Below are 20033 nucleotides of genomic sequence, written 5' to 3'. Positions count from 1 at the left end.
AAAAAAGTTGAACTCATGTGAGTTCAACTTTTAATTAATATTACTATTAAGGTTCTAATCGATTAATCAAACGAGGGAATGGTATAGCTTCACGAATGTGATCTAACTTACAAATCCAACCTAAGAATCTTTCAAAACCAATACCAAATCCAGAATGTGGCACAGATCCATACTTACGTAAATCTAAGTACCATTCATAATCCTTAAGATCTAAGCCAGCTTCTTCAATCTGAGCTTTTAAAGTATCGTAATCTTCTTCACGTTCACTACCACCAATAATTTCTCCATATCCTTCTGGTGCTAAAACATCAGCACATAAGTATTCTAAAGGATTTTCAGGATTTTTCTTCATATAAAATGGCTTAATAGCTGTAGGATAATTTAAGATAAAGACAGGACGATCATATTGTTCGGAAATAAATGCTTCATCAGGTGCTCCAAAATCATCACCCCATTTAAAGTCACGACCAGCATCTTGTAACATTTTTACAGCTTCATCATATGACAATCTTGCAAAATTACCTTCAGTAGTTGGACGTAATTTCTCAGGATCTCTACCTAAAATACTTAATTCATATTCACAATTATCTAAAATTCTCTTAGTAACAAATTTTAACAAACCTTCTTGAATTTCCAAAGATTCATCCTGATGCATCCAAGCCATTTCTGGTTCCATCATCCAAAATTCTGTTAAATGTCTACGTGTTTTAGATTCTTCTGCTCTGAATGTAGGACCAAATGTAAAAATTTTACTAAATGCATGGGCACCAACTTCGCCATATAATTGACCAGATTGTGATAAATAAGCATCTGAATTGAAATATTCGATGTGGAATAATTCGGTAGTTCCTTCAGGAGCTGAATGCATTAAAATAGGTGCATCAAACTTAATGAAACCATTATCTTCAAAGTAATCTACAATTGCCTTGAATGCAACATTTCTAATTTTCATAATAGCAAAAGGTCTCTTAGATCTTAACCATAGATGTCTATGATCTAATAAGAAATCAATACCGTGTTCCTTATTGCCTATTGGATAACCATCATTATTGGTTACAACTTGAAAATCTGAAATTTGCAATTCATAACCAAAATGTGATCGCTCATCTTTATTGATTGTTCCTGTTACATATAAACTTGCTTCTTGACGTAAGTTTTTAGCTTGTTCAAATAATTCTTCTGAAACATTTTTCTTTAACAATACTGCTTGAAAAAATGCTGTACCATCTCTAAATTGTAAGAACATTATCTTACCACTTGATCTTTTATCTGTAAGCCAAACATGCATCTTAACTTCTTGATCTACATATTTGGGTGCATCTTTAATCGAAATTAATTTTGTCATCATTAACCAACCTTTTTGAATATACTATAACTATTATACTTAAAATATTAATTAAAGTTAAGAAAAATATCGTTTATATATTGTCAACGAAAAAAATTTCCTTACCAGTCTTAAAGCTATATATTGCATAGCCATAATTACCATTATTTTTTTTATATGATATTTCCCAAACTGGTAAGTCCTTATACCAGCCAAAGTTTATTTTATACGTATTTTGATTAGGATGTAAATACTCAAATAATGAGGATATTTTTGCTTTATTCATCCCCTCTTTTGCTGAATAATAATATGCTTTCTTTTTCGATGGAATATATACAAAATAATAGCGATGATTATGTTTATCTCTACCCGATACGCTATCGCTAGTAATATCTCTACTTAAATGATAAACTTCATCTATTTTAGTAATCGGTGTTTTATTTAATGCTATTTTAATAGCATTTTGGGCAGCTTTTCGCTTAGAATGTCCACTAATAAAAAAGAATAAGCATGTTATTAAACTAATTAATAACAATGTACTGATGCATATAATAATTGCTTTTTTAATTTTAAATTTAATATCGATTTTATTTATCATTTATCTTTGCTCAAAGCCTTCTGTAAATCTTTAAATGTCTTGTATTCTACAGTAACTGGTACGTTTTCTACAAATTTTATTCCATAATTTTTTAACCATAAACGTTGATCCAATATAACTAAAGTGCCTTTGTCATACTCATTTCTGATTAATCTGCCACACCCCTGTTTAAATCTGATAATAGCTCGTGGTAAAGTACTATTTTCGAAAATCTGAGAAGGTGTCATGATATTTCTTAATTTTTGCTCACGTAATTTTATATCGGCCTGATCAGGAGATTCGAAAGGCAATTTAGTAACAACCACTAGATTGATATTACAATTTTTGAAATCTATCCCTTCCCAAAAACTATTAGCACCCAAAAGAATGGAACGTTTGGCAATAGAAAATCGTTTTGCTAGTCTTTCATTAGATCCTGTTAATCCTTGTGCTAAAATTTCAAAATCTTTAAGTTCATTTGCTGTTTGGATTTGCAGAAATACTTCTTTGATTGTATCTAAATTAGTAAATAATACAAGGATATGATCCATTTTTTGAACTGAGTGTGCAATAAATTTAGCGATAAAATCAGTAAATTCCGCTGAATTTGGATCACTAGCTACTTGCGAATCTTTTAATCCGATAATATTTAACCTTTTGCTAAAATCAAAGGTATTCTTTGCTAAATAAGAATTAGTATCATTTGCTAAAAATAGGTCTTGTTTAATGTAATCAAAATTATTATTTTGAGACATCGTAGCAGATATAAATAGCTTCTTTGTAAAATAAGAATACAATAAGCTGATTTCAGATACTGAATTAACCATTAACCAGTTGATATTAGTAGTTAATGGATCATTTATATTGCTAATTTGTAAAACATAGCCTTCTTCTTCCAAAGATAGTTTCGTATTTAATTGATCAAGTAATATATATATTTGTTCAGAATAATAGTCAAAGCGGTCAATTGATTCTTGTAATTCTAAAATATTTGCTTCATCAGTATTTACAATATTATTTTCTTGTTCATATAACAAAAATAATATTTCATTAGTATTTTTTCTAACCACTTCTATTTTGTTTTGCAATAAATTAAATAACCGTTTAAATGTTGCTACATCTGAAAATAACTCACTACCATTAAATATCACATCTACCCGATTATTACCTTTATCTACTCTAGATTGGCTGTAAGCTATCCTAGCAAATAATTCGGTCTGTATTTGATTGATTTGATGGATTAAATCAACAATTGCATATTTAAGATTTTCTAAATAAATGTTATATCGTGAATCATTGCTAAAACGATTATCAATACAATTTTTATCATAAAATAAAATATTTTGCAGATGGGTACATGCACCCCAAAAAGATTCGAATTGGAGGCTATTGCTACGAGAATTGTTAAAATTATCAATAAATCTGTGTGCTTCATCAATTACCAAAAAAGGATTTTGTCCCCAGATTGAATCACTGTAATTATTGGCCAAATATGCATGATTAGTCACTAAAATATCAGCTTGTTCTTGTTTAGAACGTACCAGATTCCAAAAATCGTAATCAGAAAAAGTGGTACCTACTCTTGCATCCCCAGGGTGTGTAATTTGATTAAAGATTTGAGCATCATAATTAGTTAATTGTAATTCATCTAAATCACCAGTTTCAGTGCTAGTTAGCCAAACTAATATTGACATTTGTAATATTAATGTCTGTCTATCACTACTTGTTTGATAAATAGAATTGAAAAAACCATCTAAATCTAAATAGTGTCTACTAGACTTCACTTCTTCAGCGTTCAAATCTAAATTTGTGATCTTTAGTAGTTGCTTAATTTCTTGCGAAATCAGTTGTCTTTGTAAGATTTTAGTTGGAACAGCAATTACTAACTTTCGACTTGAATATAGATTATATGCAAAGGCCATTAAATACGCAAAAGTTTTTCCACTACCACTAGGAGCTTCTACTATCAAGTTATTTTCACTATCATTGATAACGAATTCATGTATTCGATTAATTAGAGACACTTGACCTCTCCTAAATTTGATGAAATGTTTAAATAGTTTTCTTTTTTCAAGATCACTTTTAGGAAATGCTATATTTTTAACTTTTTCTTTTCCTAAAATCTTATCTTGTTTTTTAATTACGATATTTTTTATTTGGATAAGGTCATTATTTAATGGTCGCTTTTCTTGACGAGCATAAGTACTAACTTGTGAAAATATATAATATGTGTTTCTCAATAATCCTCTTGACATAGAAGTCAATGAATTCAAAGTTGCAGTGGGCAACATTTCTATTTTCTCAATTATCTTTAATAGCATTTTGGCTGTTACTAGTGCATCAGAATCAGCTCTATGTGGATTAGCATGTTTAATATGTAAAGTATTAGTTATATCTTGCAACTTATAGGATGGTATTGTTGGAAAAGCAATTTGTGCTAATTCAACTGTATCAATAGCTTTTCCAGCAAATGGTGATAAGCCTGCGTTTATTAGTTCATAATTTAGAAAAGGTAAGTCAAAGTTAATATTGTGAGCTACAAAGATTGTATTTTCCAATATTTCTTGAATTTTTTTTGCATAAAAAGAAAATGTCTGTGCTTTAGATGCTTCTTGGTTACTAATACCAGTTAAATTTTCTACAGCTCGAGGAATGGTCTTTTCAGGATTTATTAAAAAAGAATATGTTTTTGTTATTTTTCTATCTTTAATAATCGCACACCCAAATTGAATAATTCGATCGTGTTGTTTAATTTGAGTGCCAGTAGTTTCAAGATCCACTACAGCAAAAACATCATGTTCGAATGCTCTACTCACCATTATATCCATTCCTCCCTAAAGACTTAATCAACTTTCACTATTTTGTTTATACTTAATAAAATCAAATATTTCGCTTTAACTTTTTTATCTGATAAATTGTTTAATGCTGAGGCATATAAACTTAATTGACCAGCATATTTTTTCTTAAGATTATTAATAGCTAGTTCCAAATTGGATCTATCTACAAAATCTGTTTTATAGTCGAATAAAATAATACCATCATCATCTATAAAATATCCATCAATCGTACCATGAACCAGTATTTTATCATTAACGTCATTAAAATTATGAAATAAATTATTAGCAGATATCAAACTAGAAAATTCTATTTCTCGATATAAATTATCGCTTTTTTCCCAAAATGCTTTAGCAAAATTTGAAGTTACGAACCAATTAATATCATGTTTAGAAAGATGAGGGATGATATCAGGATTTAATTTATTTTGTAAGACTAAATTTTCAATTAAGTCATCTACATTTGTGGGGCTATACTCTATTGTATAATCATAATACTGTAATAACAAATGCATAGCTGTTCCAATTTCAGCTCCTGTAAAATTGGCTTTCTTTAAAAACGCAGGCTGATCACTTATTGGCATTAAATATTTATTTGCAGAATTAATCAATTTGGAATTATCCGATTCTTTATCATTAGGATATTCAAAGGCTTTTTTGATTTCAGAAACTGCTTGATATGATGTAGTTGTAGTAGCAGCTTGAAAAGGATAATTAAAATTATAAAGTGTTTTTACAGTAGCCAATAATTTATCACTAAGATCAGAACGAGACTGATTTGATATCTTAACACTTGCTTGTGACTTTAATTGCATAACTTGGATATAGTGTACTTTATCTTCTTTATCAAGTTCCCTATCAATATCGCTTAAGCATAAAGTATTAACTTGATTAGCAAATAATTCAGGTCCTAAAAATGACATAGGTGATATAGCATTACTTTTATCAATAAAAGGTAGCTGGTTATGAGCATCTAATTTATTTTGAAAATCAGGTATTATATTTTCATTAGCCATTGTAGATACCATAATTAACTTTTGTTTAGCACGGGTCAATCCGACGTATAAAATTCGAATTTCTTCTTCTAAATTCTGCAATTTTTTTTCAAAATTACAGTAGCTCTTAACTAAGGAATCAATTCTATAATCTGCTGTAGTTATAGTTAATCCTAAGCCACTTTTAGTTGTAATTACGTAATTATTAGTGGTATCTGCTTGTTGATATTTATGATTGAGACCTATTAAAAATACAATTGGAAATTCCAAACCTTTTGATCCATGTATCGTCATCAATTTAATGGCATCTTGAGCATCTTTGCTTGATAAAGGTTGCGAAAAATCGTATTTATTTTTTTGCATTCTTTTAATGAAATTAATAAATTGGTATAAACCTTTAAAGCCTGATGTTTCAAAGGCTTGTGCCCTTTCATAAAGTGATTCCAAATTAACCCGACGTTGTGGCCCATTTACCATCCCAGAAACTAGTTCGATAATATGTGTATTTTGAAAAATATCGCATATTAATTCAGAAATTCTATGATCAATCGAAAAATTTCTAAAGTGTGATAGTTCATTGATAAAATTGTTGCACTTAATGCTTAATTCATCATCAGAGGTTTGAATATAATTAATAATAGCATCATAAAAAGAAGTTGATCGTGAGGCAATTCTGATTTTTGCAAATTCAGGCTCTGTAAAACCATATAGTGGTGATCGCATCACAGAAACTAATGGTATATCTTGCTGAGGGTTATCAATTATTTTTAGATAGTTAGTAATTATAACCAATTCAAACGCTTTAAAATAATTCTGAATATCACTAACAAACAGTGGTAATTTAGCATTGGCAAAAGCTTGAAAGAGCTTCAAATTTTCACTCTTAGTCCTTGTTAATATAGCTATATCAGAAAATTTGATTGATCGCTTTAATTTGGAATGGACATCATATACTTGATAATCATCTTTAAATAATTTTTTGATTCTAGTAATTACTAAATTTATTTCATCAAGATCATTAACTTCTTCCTCCTCATCAGCAATTGATGGTTTATCATCATTTGAAGTTGAAAAAATAAATTCTGTAGATGTTCCCAAATCATCAGGATAATATGTAGCACCATATTGTAGGCGACCTTCTTTTTGGTAATTGATTCCACCAAAGTTCTCAGTCAGTAATGCATCAAAAATATTATTAACTATTTGTGTAACATTTTTACTTGAGCGAAAATTGTCAGACAAAATGATACGTTCACTTTGTACTTCATTGCTAAATTGATGATATTTTTGCAAAAACAAATGAGGTTGAGCTTGTCTAAATCCATAAATAGATTGCTTTACATCCCCTACCATAAATAAATTGTTTTTACCTTTTTCTTTGATAACTTGAATAATTTGCTCTTGTAATTCGTTAACATCCTGGTATTCATCAACGAGAATTTCTGAAAATTTATTTTGGTAATAACTTCGTGCTAAATCTGAATTATTTGAATTAGAAGTTAAAATTTTATACGCGAATTGTTCCATATCATTGAAATCAATGATATTATTTTTTCGCTTTAATTTGCCAAATTCATTAATAAATGTAAGTTCTACTTTAGAAATGGTCTTAACTAATTTTTGAGCTTTTGCTAAAAGTTCTAGTTGTTCTTTTTCATCCGTTATAAAAAAACTAGCAAAGAGTTTTTTTAATTGATCTTGACACTTAGCTTTGAATTCAGAAATTTCTTGATATAAATTTGTAGATGATTCATCCCAGTTAGAGCTTCGTCTTAAACGACCTACGAAATTACAATTACTAAACCTTGATCTAATTTCATCATAATTTAAATTTTGCTCAATACCTGCAAGCAAATAGTTAAGTGATTTCATGAACAGATTTAATTGCTCGATTAACTTATTCAAATCACTAAAATTATGTTCCGCCTCAGTTATGTACTGGCTAATTTTATTGATAATATTTTGCAAATTTGTCAAAAGCAATGGCTTAATTTTTTCTTGCCACAAGTTGGAAGAAATAATGTCATTTTTATTGATATCTATTTGATAGAAAAAATCTAATCTCTTTAAAAATGCTTCATAGTTTGGTTGAGCTAAGGTGACATAATATAGTTCTAAGAGCATTGATCTTGCCGCCTCAACTTCTCTATCTCCTGCAAAGTTATTATAAAAATCTATGAATTCTTGATCCTTATTTTCAAAAAAATATTTTTCTGTATTCAATAAAGCCTTTTCTTTTAGTAAGGATAATTGCGTATCATCGGTCATTATTGAAAAATTAGGATCTAAATTAATTACATAATAAAATTTACGTATTACTTCTAGGCAAAAAGAATCTATAGTCGAAATATTTGCAATATCTACTTTGGCTAATTGTTGTTTTAAGAACAAATTATCTGGTTGTTCTTTAATTTTATTTTTGATAGCATTTTTTATTCTCAATTTCATTTCACTAGCCGCAGCTTTAGTAAATGTAATGATTAATAAGTTTTCTATAGATTGATGGTGTAATATTTTTTCAATTACTCGTTCAACTAGAACTGTAGTCTTACCTGATCCTGCTGATGCTGATACCAAAATATCGATATTACTGTCATAAATGGCTTTTTCTTGTTCTTTTGTAAAACTAGTCATTAGTTTTATTCCTTTCTATCTCATCAACGATCTCACTGATAATTGTTTTTTTATCCGCCTTTAAAATATGATGGTAATTATTTTCTGGTAACATATCATCAAAAAAGTAAATATCATTATAGTCAGAAAAAGTTAGAGGAGTTGTATCAGCATATTTGTACGGATTTAATTTGATATCACCATTTAAAATAGATTTGGCAGCATTAATAATTAATAATTTATTGTATCGTTCTAGTAAACTGAAATCATTTCGACTGATACCATTCGCAGAAATTAGATTATTGTCTTTATTGATTCTTAAATTCGAATATAATTTGGAATATGTGGATGGTGTATCTAAATTAGCATCAATTTGACTAATATTAAGATCATCATCCAAAATAAATAAACCATTATATTTGAGCTTATTAACTGATTCATCAGGTGTCCGTTTTGTAACAAATGAGCTGGAAATATTTGCTTTATTATTTAGATGTTCAACTTTTTGTGTCATCGTTTGATAAAATGCACCAAATATATTAACTGGATTAGTTGAGAAAATATGACTATTATCCTGCAAAACTGATAAATATGACAACATTTGCATCGAAATTCCGTTCTTAAATAAATTAAAATCGAATTTCTTAGCAGATGATTTATAGTCAATCAATTGTAAGATTTCATTATCACAATCTTTTAAAAGATCTACTCGATCTATTTTTCCTCTGAGGCTTATATGATGTGTTTTCTGTTGTTTGTCTATAAATTGGTATGATAATCCTGCAATATACTCCTTATTTCCAAAACTTAATTCAGAATATAATGGGGAAAATTTAGTTTGACACATATTTTGATGCCAATAATTGACAACTTTTTTTGTTGTCCTATCTAAGCACTTAAATAAAAATTCATTAAAGGGATCACCTAATAATTCTCTATAAGATCCTTTTGTTTTTAATTCATCCTGAATATTAGCTAAAATGACAGATATTTTTTCTTTAGTGAGCTCTGCAAAATCCAACTTATGCTGCTTTAGATATTTAACTAATCTATCCATGGTTTCATGGTAATAGTTACCTGATTGGATATTTGTTAATTCATTTTCAAAACGTTTATGTAAATGTAGACCGTAAGTTAAAAAATATTCATATGAATTAGCATAAAATGTCTCTAATTGAGAAATGGAAATATTGATATTATTGCCATATAGTTCTTGTGCTAACGCTGGAGTTAAGTTAACAGGCTTATTTTTAAATGAACTTGCTTGAATGACATTGTCAAATAAAAGAGCTTGATTAGATGGTGTCAAAGCTAGCAAGTTACTAATATCATCATTAGTTTTATTTTTTAAATAAACTATATATCCTAAACTAGCTTGAGGTGTAGTAATGAATGATAATAACTGTTGTTGATTTTCAGGCAAATCATGTTGTACATATTCTGTCAGATTAAGTGTATTTTTAATATCTTGGTAAAAAATCGAAGCTTCCATTTTTTCATTGGATACATTGATAATTGGGTACGATATATATACACCATCACTAGCTAAACTTAATACATCACCAAATTGATAAGTTTGATCCAAATTGTTTACTTCTTGATTATTCTCAATATACTGTTGCTCATCAGCTATTGAATTATTAAGTTCATTAATATTCTCGATATTTAAAAATCCAGGTTTATTTTGAATTTTAGGTAATGAATTATTTACAGCTCCAATAATAAATACCTGTTTGAATGAATTATTTTGCACCATTCCAATTTCTGAAACTGTTACTGCATCCAAAACTGATGGTATTTGAGAAAAGTTAGCTTCACTAAATCCTGAAATAAGAATATCAAAAAAATTCTCAGTATTAAATTCTTCGGCAATCAAAACGTAGTCTTTCAGTAGCTTGTTCAAAAGTGCCCAGATTTGTTCAGGCTGTTGAGCAAGTTGCAAATCTCCGTTGTTAATAGCAGTATTACGCCATTTTTCGAGTTTTTTATTTATTTTGTTCTTTAATAAAAAGTTCCAAAATAATGTCACAGCTTCTTGTACATTGGTAAGTTTATGTAATTGAGTAATCAAATTATCTATATTTTCAATGATGAATTGTCTTAATTTATCTAACTTTTCAACTTTTTCATTGATTTGGTCTAAATGACTGATATTATTGTCAACAAAGTCATAAAAACTCTTTTTCCATAATTGATGGTTGATATTATGAGCTAAAACAAAATTTTCTAATAAATCAACATCAGCTATAAATTTTATATCATCTGTATACCATTCTGGAATTAACAGCCTTGTCTTCAATATAGTTATTATATCTTGTGTTTTAAATCCCATATCATTAATATCAGCAATATTTTCAATCATAACCACTAAGGGATGAAATTTCATTTGCTTTTGTAAGTCATTAAACATTGAAATATTGTTTTGGCTAAAAATTGGCGTTAAATATGTTTCATATTCACTTAAATTAGGTGCTAAAACCAAAAAGTCTTTATATCGGTAATGATTAAAGACAACTTGCTGATAAATAGTCTGAGCTACAAAATTAATTTCTGCATAACGTGAATCAGCTTTAATTAAATGCACATAGTTTGTTAAATCCAATCCTTGTTGCGGAATATTTCCAGTCCAAATAGCATTGAGTTTTTCCTTATTATTTAAATTGATATTATAACCATATTCTTTAGTAGAAAATTTTAATGAGTTTACGTTAAAAAAATTAATTAACTTAGCAATAGTACTTTGAACGATGTAATCATAATCGCCTTCCATCACTTTATCATTAATTTGAGCATCCTTTGTTTTGAAAGCAAATACACTCAAGTGGGCTTTTTTAGCTATTATTTTGACAATATTTAATTCTGATAATGAAAAATATGAAAAACCGCAGAAAAAGAAATTCATATTATCAATTGACAACTTTTTGTTCATTACTGTCTTTAATATTAATTGAATACCATCTTTGGTAGTAAAATGATCACCAAGCATCTGGATAAATTCGTCATATATTATTTGTAAGTCATGTAATTTCCTACTCGTCTCTTCAGTGACTGCTTCATGACTAATAGAATTCAAATCTACATTTCCTTGATGAATTAAAATAATTGACTCATAAATTTGCTTCAAACTACCATTATTAGAATTATTGAAGAGTAGTAATTCATCTTTTTTATTTTTGACTATCTTTTCTAAAATCATTAAGCTAGTAGCATCATCAATGATTTCTGGTAAAGCTATTTTTTGATTACGCAAAAAATACCAAGCAAGTCGTGAAAAGGATAATACTTGTAAATTTGTTACTGATACGCTATCTTGCTTATTGATGTTAGCTATTTTTTTCAAAGTATCTATTTCTGTTGTAAACTTAACATGATTTGGTACAATAACAAATGTCTTTTTGGTTTTATTATTTAGATATGTCTTTACAGCCATATTTAAAATTTCATTTTGTAAATCATATGCCTGTGTACTAGTTATTATATTTATCATATATTTAATCTCCTCATTCGGTATTTTAGCATATACTTTGCTTATAGAAAGGTGAATATATAAAAATTATGAATAAAAGAAAAGTAGTAGTAAAAACTCATGGAAAAGTAATTTTAATTGGTGAACATTCTGTAGTTTATGGAAAAGATGCGATGGCTTTGCCTATTCATGCATTAAATATTGATACTAGCGTGGAAGCTTATCATGATGGAATTTGGATGGATACATTAAGATATCAAGGACCATATTTAACTGCACCTGCAGAGTATAATGGCTTAAAACATGTCGTCAAAAAAATACTATCCAAAATACCTACGCCCTGCTCGATCAAAATTACATATACTGGAGAAATACCGATGGAGAGAGGATTGGGATCAAGTGCTGTTGTAGCATTGGGTACTGCTAGAGCTTTAAATGAATATTTTGCACTAAAGATGACATCTAAAGAAATTACTGATATCACTAATGAAGCTGAAACTATTAATCATGGTAAGGCTTCGGGTCTGGATGCAGCTACAGTACAGTCTGATTATTTAGTGTTTTTCAACAAAAATATGGGACCAAAAGTTTTATCTGAAAAATTAGGTGCTACCCTTTTAATTATGGATACTGGTGAATTAGGTAATACTAAAGAAGCTGTATCATCTGTTAAATATCAAATAGAACACGATATTGCTAAAAAAGAAGCTATTGATAAATTAGGTTATTTAGCAGATCAAACAAAAGATTATTGGTTTAAAAAAGATGCACCAATGGTAGGAACTATCTTTAATGAAGCTCAACATATTCTTGCAAACTTTGGCCTATCTACGACTCGTATCAATAATTTATGTAACATCGCTAACCAAAATGGTGCATATGGTTGTAAATTATCAGGTGGCGGTTTAGGAGGTATTGTGATAGCTTTATGTCCGAATCAAGAAGTTGCATCTAGTATTGCTCAACTTGCTATAAATAATTATGAAAATTATTGGATTGAAGAAATTTAGTTAGGATATTTTATATGAAAATAATTGCACGTGCTCATACTAATATTGCCTTAATTAAGTACTGGGGCAAAGCTGATAGTTCATTAAAGATCCCTTTGATGTCAAGTATATCTATGACACTAGATGCTTTTTATACAGAAACTGAATTTACACATAATGTTGATTTAGCAAACGATATGGTCATTATGAATGGAAAAGCAGTTAATGACCAAGCCAGTTACAGAATTATTAATTATGTTAAAAAATTACAGGATATATATGGTTTCAACGATCATTTTTGTATAAAAACTGAAAATCATGTTCCTACTGCCGCTGGATTAGCATCTTCAGCATCTGGTTTTGCTGCATTAGCAACTAGTTTTGCTGCTAGCTATAACTTGAATCTGAATCGGCAGGAATTATCACGTATTGCAAGACTTGGGTCCGGTTCTGCTACTAGATCTATTTTTGGTGGTTTTGTTGAATGGCAAAAAGGTTATGATGATCAAACTTCATTTGCTTTTCCAATAAATGAACATCCTCAAATGGATCTTACGATGTTAGCAGTCGAATTAGATGTAAGTCAAAAAGATATTTCTTCTACTTGTGGGATGAAAATAGCCCAGACTTCCCCTTTTTATCAGACTTGGCTAAATCGCAATAAACAAGAAATTTCTGAAATGGAATCAGCTATCAAAAATAATAATTTTACACGTTTAGGTGAACTTAGTGAGTTATCTGCAAACGAAATGCATAGCTTAAATTTAACCGCTATGCAAAGTTTTTCATATTTTCAACCTACAACTATTACTATCATGAATTTAGTTCGCAATTTAAGAAAGAATGGCATAGAATGCTACTACACTATAGATGCTGGACCTAATGTAAAAATATTATGTCAAGATAAAAGTGTAGAAGATATTTGTAAAGCTATTCATAATACCTTAGATAGTGTTAAAATAATAAAGTCAAAATTTGGACCAGGTGTTCAAATAATTAATTGTGATGATTAGAGGAATTATTATTGATTACAGAAAAAGCTCCTGGAAAATTGTATATTGCAGGTGAATATGCAGTATTAGAGCAACATTGTCCCGCTATTTTAGTTGCATTAAATGAATTTGTAACAGTTTCTATTAATAAAAGCCAGGGTTCGACGGGAGTGATCCACTCAAAACAGTATTCTCAAAATTGCATTTATTGGTCTCGTCGTGGTAATAAGATGATTATCAATAATCGAGATAATCCTTTCGAATACATTTTATCTGCTATTAAATTTACTGAAATGTATTGTTTAGAAAAAGGTATTACATTAGCTATTTATGATTTGCACATCAATTCTGAATTAGATTCTCCTGACGGAAAAAAATTTGGATTGGGTTCTTCTGCAGCAGTAACCGTAGCAACTGTAAAGGCAATTTTGCACTTTTATGGGATAGAGTTAGATAAATCTCTGATATTTAAACTTTCTGCTATTGCACATTATACTGTTCAAGGAAATGGATCTGCTGGAGATATTGCTGCCAGTGTTTATGGTGGTTGGTTAGCATATCAAACATTTGATAAGCAGTGGCTTAAAGACGAACTAAAAAATAATAAGCTTAGCAAGATAGTTAAAGAACAATGGCCTGGTTTGGATATCAAGCTCTTAACTCCACCTAAAGAATTGAAACTTTTAATCGGTTGGAGTAAACAGCCAGCTTCTACAGCTCAATTAGTTGATCAAACTAATGCCAAGAAAAAATTTATTAAGGAAAAATATAACCAATTTCTTAATGATTCAAGGATTTGTGTTTCTGAGATGATTGCTGCCTTTAATGCAGGCGATATTAAAACTATTCAAGAACATATCAGAGAAAATCGTAAGATTTTAGCTAACTTTGCTAGGATGAATAATATTTCAATTGAAATCCCTAAACTAACAACTTTAATTGAAATTGCAGAAAAATATAATGGAGCAGCTAAAACGTCAGGAGCTGGTAATGGCGACTGCGGTATTGTTATTGCAGATAGCTCTACGAATATCAGCAAATTAAAAGAAATGTGGATTCTTAATGATATTAAGCCCTTAGATTTTGTAATTCATTCTATCAAGTGAGGTAATAACTATATGTCACAGCGTTCACAAAGAAAGAAAGATCATATTGATTTAGCAAATAAATATTATCTACCCCATCCTGATGCCGATTTTTCTGGTATTAATCTTATACGCCCTGCCCTACCAGAAAGCAAAATATCTTCTGATTCGATTAAAACTACTTTTTTCCATAAGATTGCTAGTGCACCATTCTTTATTGAAGCCATGACTGGCGGCAGTGATGAAAGTTATGAAATCAATCGTCGGCTAGCGTTCTGTGCTAAAGAGGAAAATATTGCGATGGCTTTAGGTTCTGCTAGCATTTTAGAAAAAGAACCTGAGCAATTAAAAAGTTTTGTGATAGCTAGAGAGATAAATCCAACTGGGATTCTTTTAGCTAATATTAATCCTTTAACTAAACCAAAAGTGGCCGAACAGATAATCAAAGAATTACAAGCTGATGCATTGCAAATTCATTTGAATGCAGTTCAAGAAGCAGCTATGACCGAAGGAGATCGTGATTTTTACTGGCTAGATAATATTCTAGAAATCCAGCAGCTTATTAATGTGCCACTAATCATTAAGGAAGTTGGTATGGGTTTAGATCCCTTTAGTGTCAAAAAATTAGCCAAACTAGGAATCAATTATTTTGATGTTGGTGGTATGGGTGGTACAAATTTTGTACATATAGAAAATCAACGGACTGCTAATAAAGATAATTTGTTTTTAGATGATCTAGGCTTATCGACAGTAAAATCCCTGTTGAGTAACCTTCAGGAAATATCTCATGTAAATTTTATTGCTTCGGGTGGTATCAATAGTAGCATTAATATTTTCAAGAGTTTGGTTTTAGGTGCCAAGTATGTTGGAATTGCTAACCATTTTCTACATTTATCTATGCAAGATAAAAATGGTACCGCACTTATTAGCGAAATCCAAAAGTTAAAATACCAATTAATTATCTTAATGGCATTATTTGGGATAAATAAATTAGACGATGTAAAAAAAGTTAAATATTATTTATCACTGGAACTAACTAATTTTTTAAATCAAATATAAAAAGTTTGTACTTATATAAAAGTACAAACTTTTTTTTATCTGCGTAGCCCTTTCGGATAATAATTCTTTAAAATACTATCTTTTCCAATTTTGCCAAAACTAAAAATATGGTGTTCAAATGCAACTAATACGTAACCATACGTAATGTGATGCTCAACTTGCAAAGTTTCACCATGCAAATACTTTTTAAAATCAGATTCATTCGTGATATTATATACGTTATTTTGCTTAACTTGAGCTAAAATATAAACTAATTGATGAGACGGCTCAAATCTATTTTTCTTCAATATACCCAATTCAATCCCATTGCTGATAACGTGAAGTGACTTTAATTTCTCATCAGAAAGTGCTGGTATCACTATATGATTATTTTTGTTGATTGCTCTATCTAACTGTTTACTTAAATAAAGTGGCAAATTAAATTGATGCAAAATATCATTAATCAGTTTAAAATCATCTTTACTAATTACTTGGATCCGATTTTTGATATTAGACCGTATCTTTTTGCTTGGTGATGTTATCATATCTAAATTGGAATTAATACATTGAGCTGTCTCTTTTTTTAAAAGAGCAGCAAATTGACCTTCACCGATTTTATCCTGTAACCAAAACCGAGCTGCTTTTTTTATGTCATTAAATTTTTCAATTGTCCATTCTGGATGACCATCAGAAATCCCTTGGCTCTTAGGTATAGTTTGTATTTTTAGATTTTTTTCCTTCATCAGCCAGGATACAATTTGTTCATCTTCTTCAGGTGAATATGTACAAGTTGAATATACCAATTTACCATTATTTTTAAGCATATCTACTGCACAATTAAGAATATTTTGTTGACGAGCTTGACAAGTTAAGACATATTCTTGTGACCAATATTTAATAGCATCATCACTTTTTCTAAACATCCCCTCACCTGAACATGGGGCATCGACAATGATAGTATCAAATAAATTTTTGAACTTCTTTACTAGTCTTTCGGGTGATTCATTAGTAATAATGACATTACTTGTTCCCCACTTTTCCAAATTTTCTCTCAACTCTTTTGCCCGCTTGCTTGATATTTCATTTGCTACAAGTACACCTTCATTTTTTAGCTTGCTAGCAATAATTGTAGATTTGCCTCCAGGTGCTGCACATAAATCTAAAACATATTCTCCGGGCTTAATATCAGCTATGGTAGCAGGATACATCGCAGATGGATCTTGTGAATACACATAACCACCAATCCATTCACTATCATTTCCGCTTATTTCGCCATAATAGCCATTATCTATATAGGGAATTTTATGATCTAAATTGTATTTAACATTAGTATAATCATACTTTAGCGGATTTAGTCTGAACCCTTTTTTAGGATTTTCTTGATAAGCCGACATTAATTCTGAAGCATGTTTTTCACCTAAAAGGTGGGTAAATTTATCAATAAATTCTGTTGGAATTTTATACATTATTGTCTCCTTTTTGGGCGAAAAAATATTATACCGTCGTATATAGCAGATTGAATAATAAATATGAATATAAATAATTTTAATACTGCACTTGAATTACTATAAAACCAAACCATAGGAACGATGAAGTAGATTATACATATCATGATAAAATTGATTATATTAAATTGTAAGATATTCACTATCATTGAATGCTTACCTTTTGTTATTGCTAGATCTCGTCTATTAAAATGACAGTTATAGGCAATCATAGCACTTATTCCCCATATAAATAGTATACAAATAATTCCAAACACTAATTTTTTTGTAGGATTTATTCTATGTTTTAAGTTATATGTTTGAGCAAAATTTACCCATATTGCTTTCGCTTTCAAAAAGTGTCCTACTTTTTTGGCCTGCTTTTTATTCAAGCCATCAACAATAATTTTGTAATTATTTAAGGTATTATTACCAGTTTGTTGCTGAATACCAGTAGTTAAATAATATGCAGATTGTTGTATCTCACTTTGATCATTGGCTTTTAATTGTCCAATAATTGAAATGTATTGCCCTTCATATTTTAAGTAACGATTATTCTGCGACGTCACAATATTTGCCACTGGTGTATGTGCCGAAATAACTGCAAATGTTACATTACCTTGAAATTCTGCTTTATTAAAATATCTAGCATTATCACCTATTACAGGTTGTCCTTTGATATTATAGTTTGCCCAAACCAAGATTTCATCGGTATCATATTTTGATTTTAATTGTACTTGGAGTTTACTCGACTTACAATTTTTGTCCAAATATTGCAAAAGCTTGCGGATTTTTAATTTTAAATTTGGCTGATAGACACAATAAGATGAACTAAGACCATTATTAGTTAAAATTATGTCGGCATTTTGTGATTGCTTGATCGATATAGTAAATGCAAGTCCTACGAATGCTAAAAATATTGTTACGATTAATAAAAATTTTTTCATGTTATTTAATTTCAAAAAACCTCTCATCAATAAAGTCAAATGACGAAATAGTATGATTGATACTATTTAATTCGCAGCTTTTCTTAAATTTAGCAGATTTCCAAAATCTAGCTGTATTGGTAGCACCATTCTTTTCCCCTAAAAATAACAACTTAGGTTTTTTACCCTGAATGGCATTATAAGCCTCTATAATATCCATATCAGCCGAGCCAAAATTAGGAGCCCAGCAACCAATTATTATATCAACATCCCTATATTTATGTATAGCATCAACAGCAGATAATTTTTTTACTGGAAAGAATAATAAATCACCAGTACATGATCCCTTAGCCCACTCCAAATTATCCGTAGCAATTGCTTTTACTCCCAATTTACTAAATGCAGCCGACCAATAAGCATTACCTGCCATAATCTCTAAAATACTATGAACATTATATTTATCGACAATTTCTTTGGCTGTATTTAAATTTGCTAATGACCAGACACCATATTTTCTGGAAATATAGCTCCGAAAGTTATTTAATAATTGATTAACTAGTTCTAATTTTTGATAATCTATTGCACTAAGTTTTTCCTTATAAAAATCCATCACATCAGGTTCAATTCCCAACATATTAGGTGCACTAGGTAGAGGTATTTTAGCATCAAGACACTTAATAATAAATTTTATTTCTATCACCTGTTCATCAACAATCGGTAAATGTAGTTCTTCAACTAAAGATATAATTTTATTTAAATAGCTAGTCATTTTTATTTTCTCCATAGTTAGATTTTAACATTCAATTGCCTAAAAAAAAGTTATAATATATATATTAACTTAGTTAGGAGTCATTTAATGAATAATTATCAAGCAAAGCATGCCTCAAATAATCAAAAAGATGAGCCAAAGGCAGTTCCTTTTTACAAAAGTTGTTTACAAGTCATATTTTTGTCAGCTATTTTTTTAGGATGCTATTACCTATTATTTACATTTGTATTAGCAAATGAATCAGTATCTGGTCTTTCTATGCAACCAACTTTTGAAAATAATGATAGATTAATCGCTGTAAGACATACTAATTTACAACGTGGTGATGTAGTTATTTTGAAAGCACCAGATAATCCTGGAGCATTTTATATTAAAAGAATTATTGGAATGCCTGGTGATACTGTATCATCCAAAAATGATATCACTTATATCAATGGTAAACCATTACGTGAAAAATATTTAGATGAATATAAAAATTCATTACCTAAAGGTCAGTTGTATACTAACAATTTTAGCCTTAAGAAACTTTTTAATGTCTCACGAGTACCTAAAAATTCATATTTTGTTATGGGAGATCATAGAAATATATCTAAAGATTCTAGAATTATCGGATTTATTAAGAAAAAGGATATCGTTGGTGAAGTTAAATTACGTTATTTCCCTATCAACAGAATACAAATATTCAAATAAGTGAGGTGGATATTAATGCTTAACCAAAATATAGCAGATCTTATTATCAATTATGAGTTGCAACATAATTTAACAGATAATACTTTAGCCTTTAAAAGTCACATATCAGTTGAAAAAATCCATCAATTGAAAACTACTGGCAATAATAACATATCAGACGATGATATGAATCGTATTTTACAATATATCGAAAAGAATTAAAAAATAAAAATCCTACCAGATGCACATGCATAGGTAGGATTTTTTGTATG

14 protein-coding genes are annotated in these 20033 nt (G+C 29.4%); 6 read left to right on the top strand and 8 right to left on the bottom strand.

All coding sequences use genetic code 11. From position 1 onward, the window contains the following. Positions 1-46: 46 nt before the first annotated feature. From asnS to HMPREF0520_RS05615, 5 genes are all read right to left on the bottom strand, one after another. Positions 47-1345, bottom strand: coding sequence for an asparagine--tRNA ligase (gene asnS, locus HMPREF0520_RS05635; protein WP_010222589.1), 1299 nt, complete (start codon positions 1343-1345; stop codon positions 47-49). Between the two features lie 73 nt (positions 1346-1418). Beyond that, positions 1419-1922 (bottom strand): DUF5590 domain-containing protein, encoded by a 504-nt coding sequence (locus HMPREF0520_RS05630; RefSeq protein ID WP_006729941.1) that lies wholly within the window; start codon positions 1920-1922, stop codon positions 1419-1421. Continuing rightward, positions 1919-4720, bottom strand: coding sequence for a helicase C-terminal domain-containing protein (locus tag HMPREF0520_RS05625; RefSeq protein WP_010222586.1), 2802 nt, complete (start codon positions 4718-4720; stop codon positions 1919-1921). The genes HMPREF0520_RS05630 and HMPREF0520_RS05625 overlap by 4 nt, the downstream gene beginning before the upstream one ends. 23 nt (positions 4721-4743) lie before the next feature. Next, complete coding sequence (addA, locus tag HMPREF0520_RS05620) at positions 4744-8364, bottom strand: helicase-exonuclease AddAB subunit AddA (protein ID WP_006729939.1); 3621 nt, start codon at positions 8362-8364, stop codon at positions 4744-4746. Next, on the bottom strand, positions 8357-11830 hold the full coding sequence (locus tag HMPREF0520_RS05615; protein WP_006729938.1) for a PD-(D/E)XK nuclease family protein: 3474 nt from the start codon (positions 11828-11830) through the stop codon (positions 8357-8359). The genes addA and HMPREF0520_RS05615 overlap by 8 nt, the downstream gene beginning before the upstream one ends. A 68-nt stretch (positions 11831-11898) precedes the next feature. Here HMPREF0520_RS05615 and mvk point away from each other — a divergent pair, with 68 nt between their 5' ends. Genes mvk through fni form a run of 4 tightly spaced genes read left to right on the top strand, consistent with a single transcriptional unit; the run spans position 11899 to position 15934 of the window. Continuing rightward, positions 11899-12819 (top strand): mevalonate kinase, encoded by a 921-nt coding sequence (mvk, locus tag HMPREF0520_RS05610; RefSeq protein ID WP_006729937.1) that lies wholly within the window; start codon positions 11899-11901, stop codon positions 12817-12819. Positions 12820-12833: 14 nt separating this feature from the next. Then, positions 12834-13811 (top strand): diphosphomevalonate decarboxylase, encoded by a 978-nt coding sequence (gene mvaD / locus HMPREF0520_RS05605; RefSeq protein ID WP_006729936.1) that lies wholly within the window; start codon positions 12834-12836, stop codon positions 13809-13811. 11 nt (positions 13812-13822) lie between these two features. Continuing rightward, positions 13823-14896 (top strand): phosphomevalonate kinase, encoded by a 1074-nt coding sequence (locus HMPREF0520_RS05600; RefSeq protein WP_006729935.1) that lies wholly within the window; start codon positions 13823-13825, stop codon positions 14894-14896. A 12-nt stretch (positions 14897-14908) separates the two neighbouring features. Continuing rightward, entirely contained in the window at positions 14909-15934 is a 1026-nt protein-coding gene (fni, locus tag HMPREF0520_RS05595) for a type 2 isopentenyl-diphosphate Delta-isomerase (RefSeq protein WP_006729934.1), read from the top strand. Positions 15935-15969: 35 nt separating this feature from the next. On the opposite strand, the gene HMPREF0520_RS05590 is transcribed toward fni, so the two are convergent. The 3 genes from HMPREF0520_RS05590 to HMPREF0520_RS05580 are packed head-to-tail and all read right to left on the bottom strand — an operon-like array spanning position 15970 to position 19092. Continuing rightward, the gene (locus HMPREF0520_RS05590; protein WP_006729933.1) at positions 15970-17379 is read right to left on the bottom strand and encodes an RsmB/NOP family class I SAM-dependent RNA methyltransferase; all 1410 of its coding nucleotides are present in this window, start codon (positions 17377-17379) and stop codon (positions 15970-15972) included. Then, the gene (locus HMPREF0520_RS05585; RefSeq protein ID WP_010222581.1) at positions 17379-18359 is read right to left on the bottom strand and encodes a hypothetical protein; all 981 of its coding nucleotides are present in this window, start codon (positions 18357-18359) and stop codon (positions 17379-17381) included. Before HMPREF0520_RS05585 ends, HMPREF0520_RS05590 begins: the two co-directional genes overlap by 1 nt. Further along, complete coding sequence (locus HMPREF0520_RS05580) at positions 18346-19092, bottom strand: hypothetical protein (RefSeq protein WP_010222579.1); 747 nt, start codon at positions 19090-19092, stop codon at positions 18346-18348. Before HMPREF0520_RS05580 ends, HMPREF0520_RS05585 begins: the two co-directional genes overlap by 14 nt. Positions 19093-19179: 87 nt before the next feature. Here HMPREF0520_RS05580 and lepB point away from each other — a divergent pair, with 87 nt between their 5' ends. Both lepB and HMPREF0520_RS05570 read left to right on the top strand, forming a co-directional pair. Further along, positions 19180-19782, top strand: a complete 603-nt coding sequence (lepB, locus tag HMPREF0520_RS05575) for a signal peptidase I (protein WP_006729930.1) — start codon at positions 19180-19182, stop codon at positions 19780-19782. Positions 19783-19797: 15 nt separating this feature from the next. Continuing rightward, positions 19798-19983 (top strand): LBP_cg2779 family protein, encoded by a 186-nt coding sequence (locus HMPREF0520_RS05570; RefSeq protein ID WP_006732263.1) that lies wholly within the window; start codon positions 19798-19800, stop codon positions 19981-19983. Positions 19984-20033 lie beyond the last annotated feature (50 nt).

Origin of the sequence: Lactobacillus iners DSM 13335, from assembly GCF_000160875.1 — a bacterium.
Taxonomy (GTDB): Bacteria; Bacillota; Bacilli; order Lactobacillales; family Lactobacillaceae; genus Lactobacillus; species Lactobacillus iners.
The sequence above is the reverse complement of the archived record's forward strand: the minus strand, read 5'-3'. Positions and strand labels throughout refer to the sequence as shown.

Bases quoted from the DNA above. Each gene is read 5' to 3' on its own strand.
- fni (WP_006729934.1), top strand. From the start codon at position 14,909: ATGTCACAGCGTTCACAAAGAAAGAAAGATCATATTGATTTAGCAAAT.
- asnS (WP_010222589.1), bottom strand. From the start codon at position 1,345: ATGACAAAATTAATTTCGATTAAAGATGCACCCAAATATGTAGATCAA.
- mvaD (WP_006729936.1), top strand. From the start codon at position 12,834: ATGAAAATAATTGCACGTGCTCATACTAATATTGCCTTAATTAAGTAC.
- HMPREF0520_RS05615 (WP_006729938.1), bottom strand. From the start codon at position 11,830: ATGATAAATATAATAACTAGTACACAGGCATATGATTTACAAAATGAA.
- HMPREF0520_RS05630 (WP_006729941.1), bottom strand. From the start codon at position 1,922: ATGATAAATAAAATCGATATTAAATTTAAAATTAAAAAAGCAATTATT.
- mvk (WP_006729937.1), top strand. From the start codon at position 11,899: ATGAATAAAAGAAAAGTAGTAGTAAAAACTCATGGAAAAGTAATTTTA.
- lepB (WP_006729930.1), top strand. From the start codon at position 19,180: ATGAATAATTATCAAGCAAAGCATGCCTCAAATAATCAAAAAGATGAG.
- HMPREF0520_RS05580 (WP_010222579.1), bottom strand. From the start codon at position 19,092: ATGACTAGCTATTTAAATAAAATTATATCTTTAGTTGAAGAACTACAT.
- HMPREF0520_RS05570 (WP_006732263.1), top strand. From the start codon at position 19,798: ATGCTTAACCAAAATATAGCAGATCTTATTATCAATTATGAGTTGCAA.
- HMPREF0520_RS05590 (WP_006729933.1), bottom strand. From the start codon at position 17,379: ATGTATAAAATTCCAACAGAATTTATTGATAAATTTACCCACCTTTTA.
- HMPREF0520_RS05625 (WP_010222586.1), bottom strand. From the start codon at position 4,720: ATGGTGAGTAGAGCATTCGAACATGATGTTTTTGCTGTAGTGGATCTT.
- addA (WP_006729939.1), bottom strand. From the start codon at position 8,364: ATGACTAGTTTTACAAAAGAACAAGAAAAAGCCATTTATGACAGTAAT.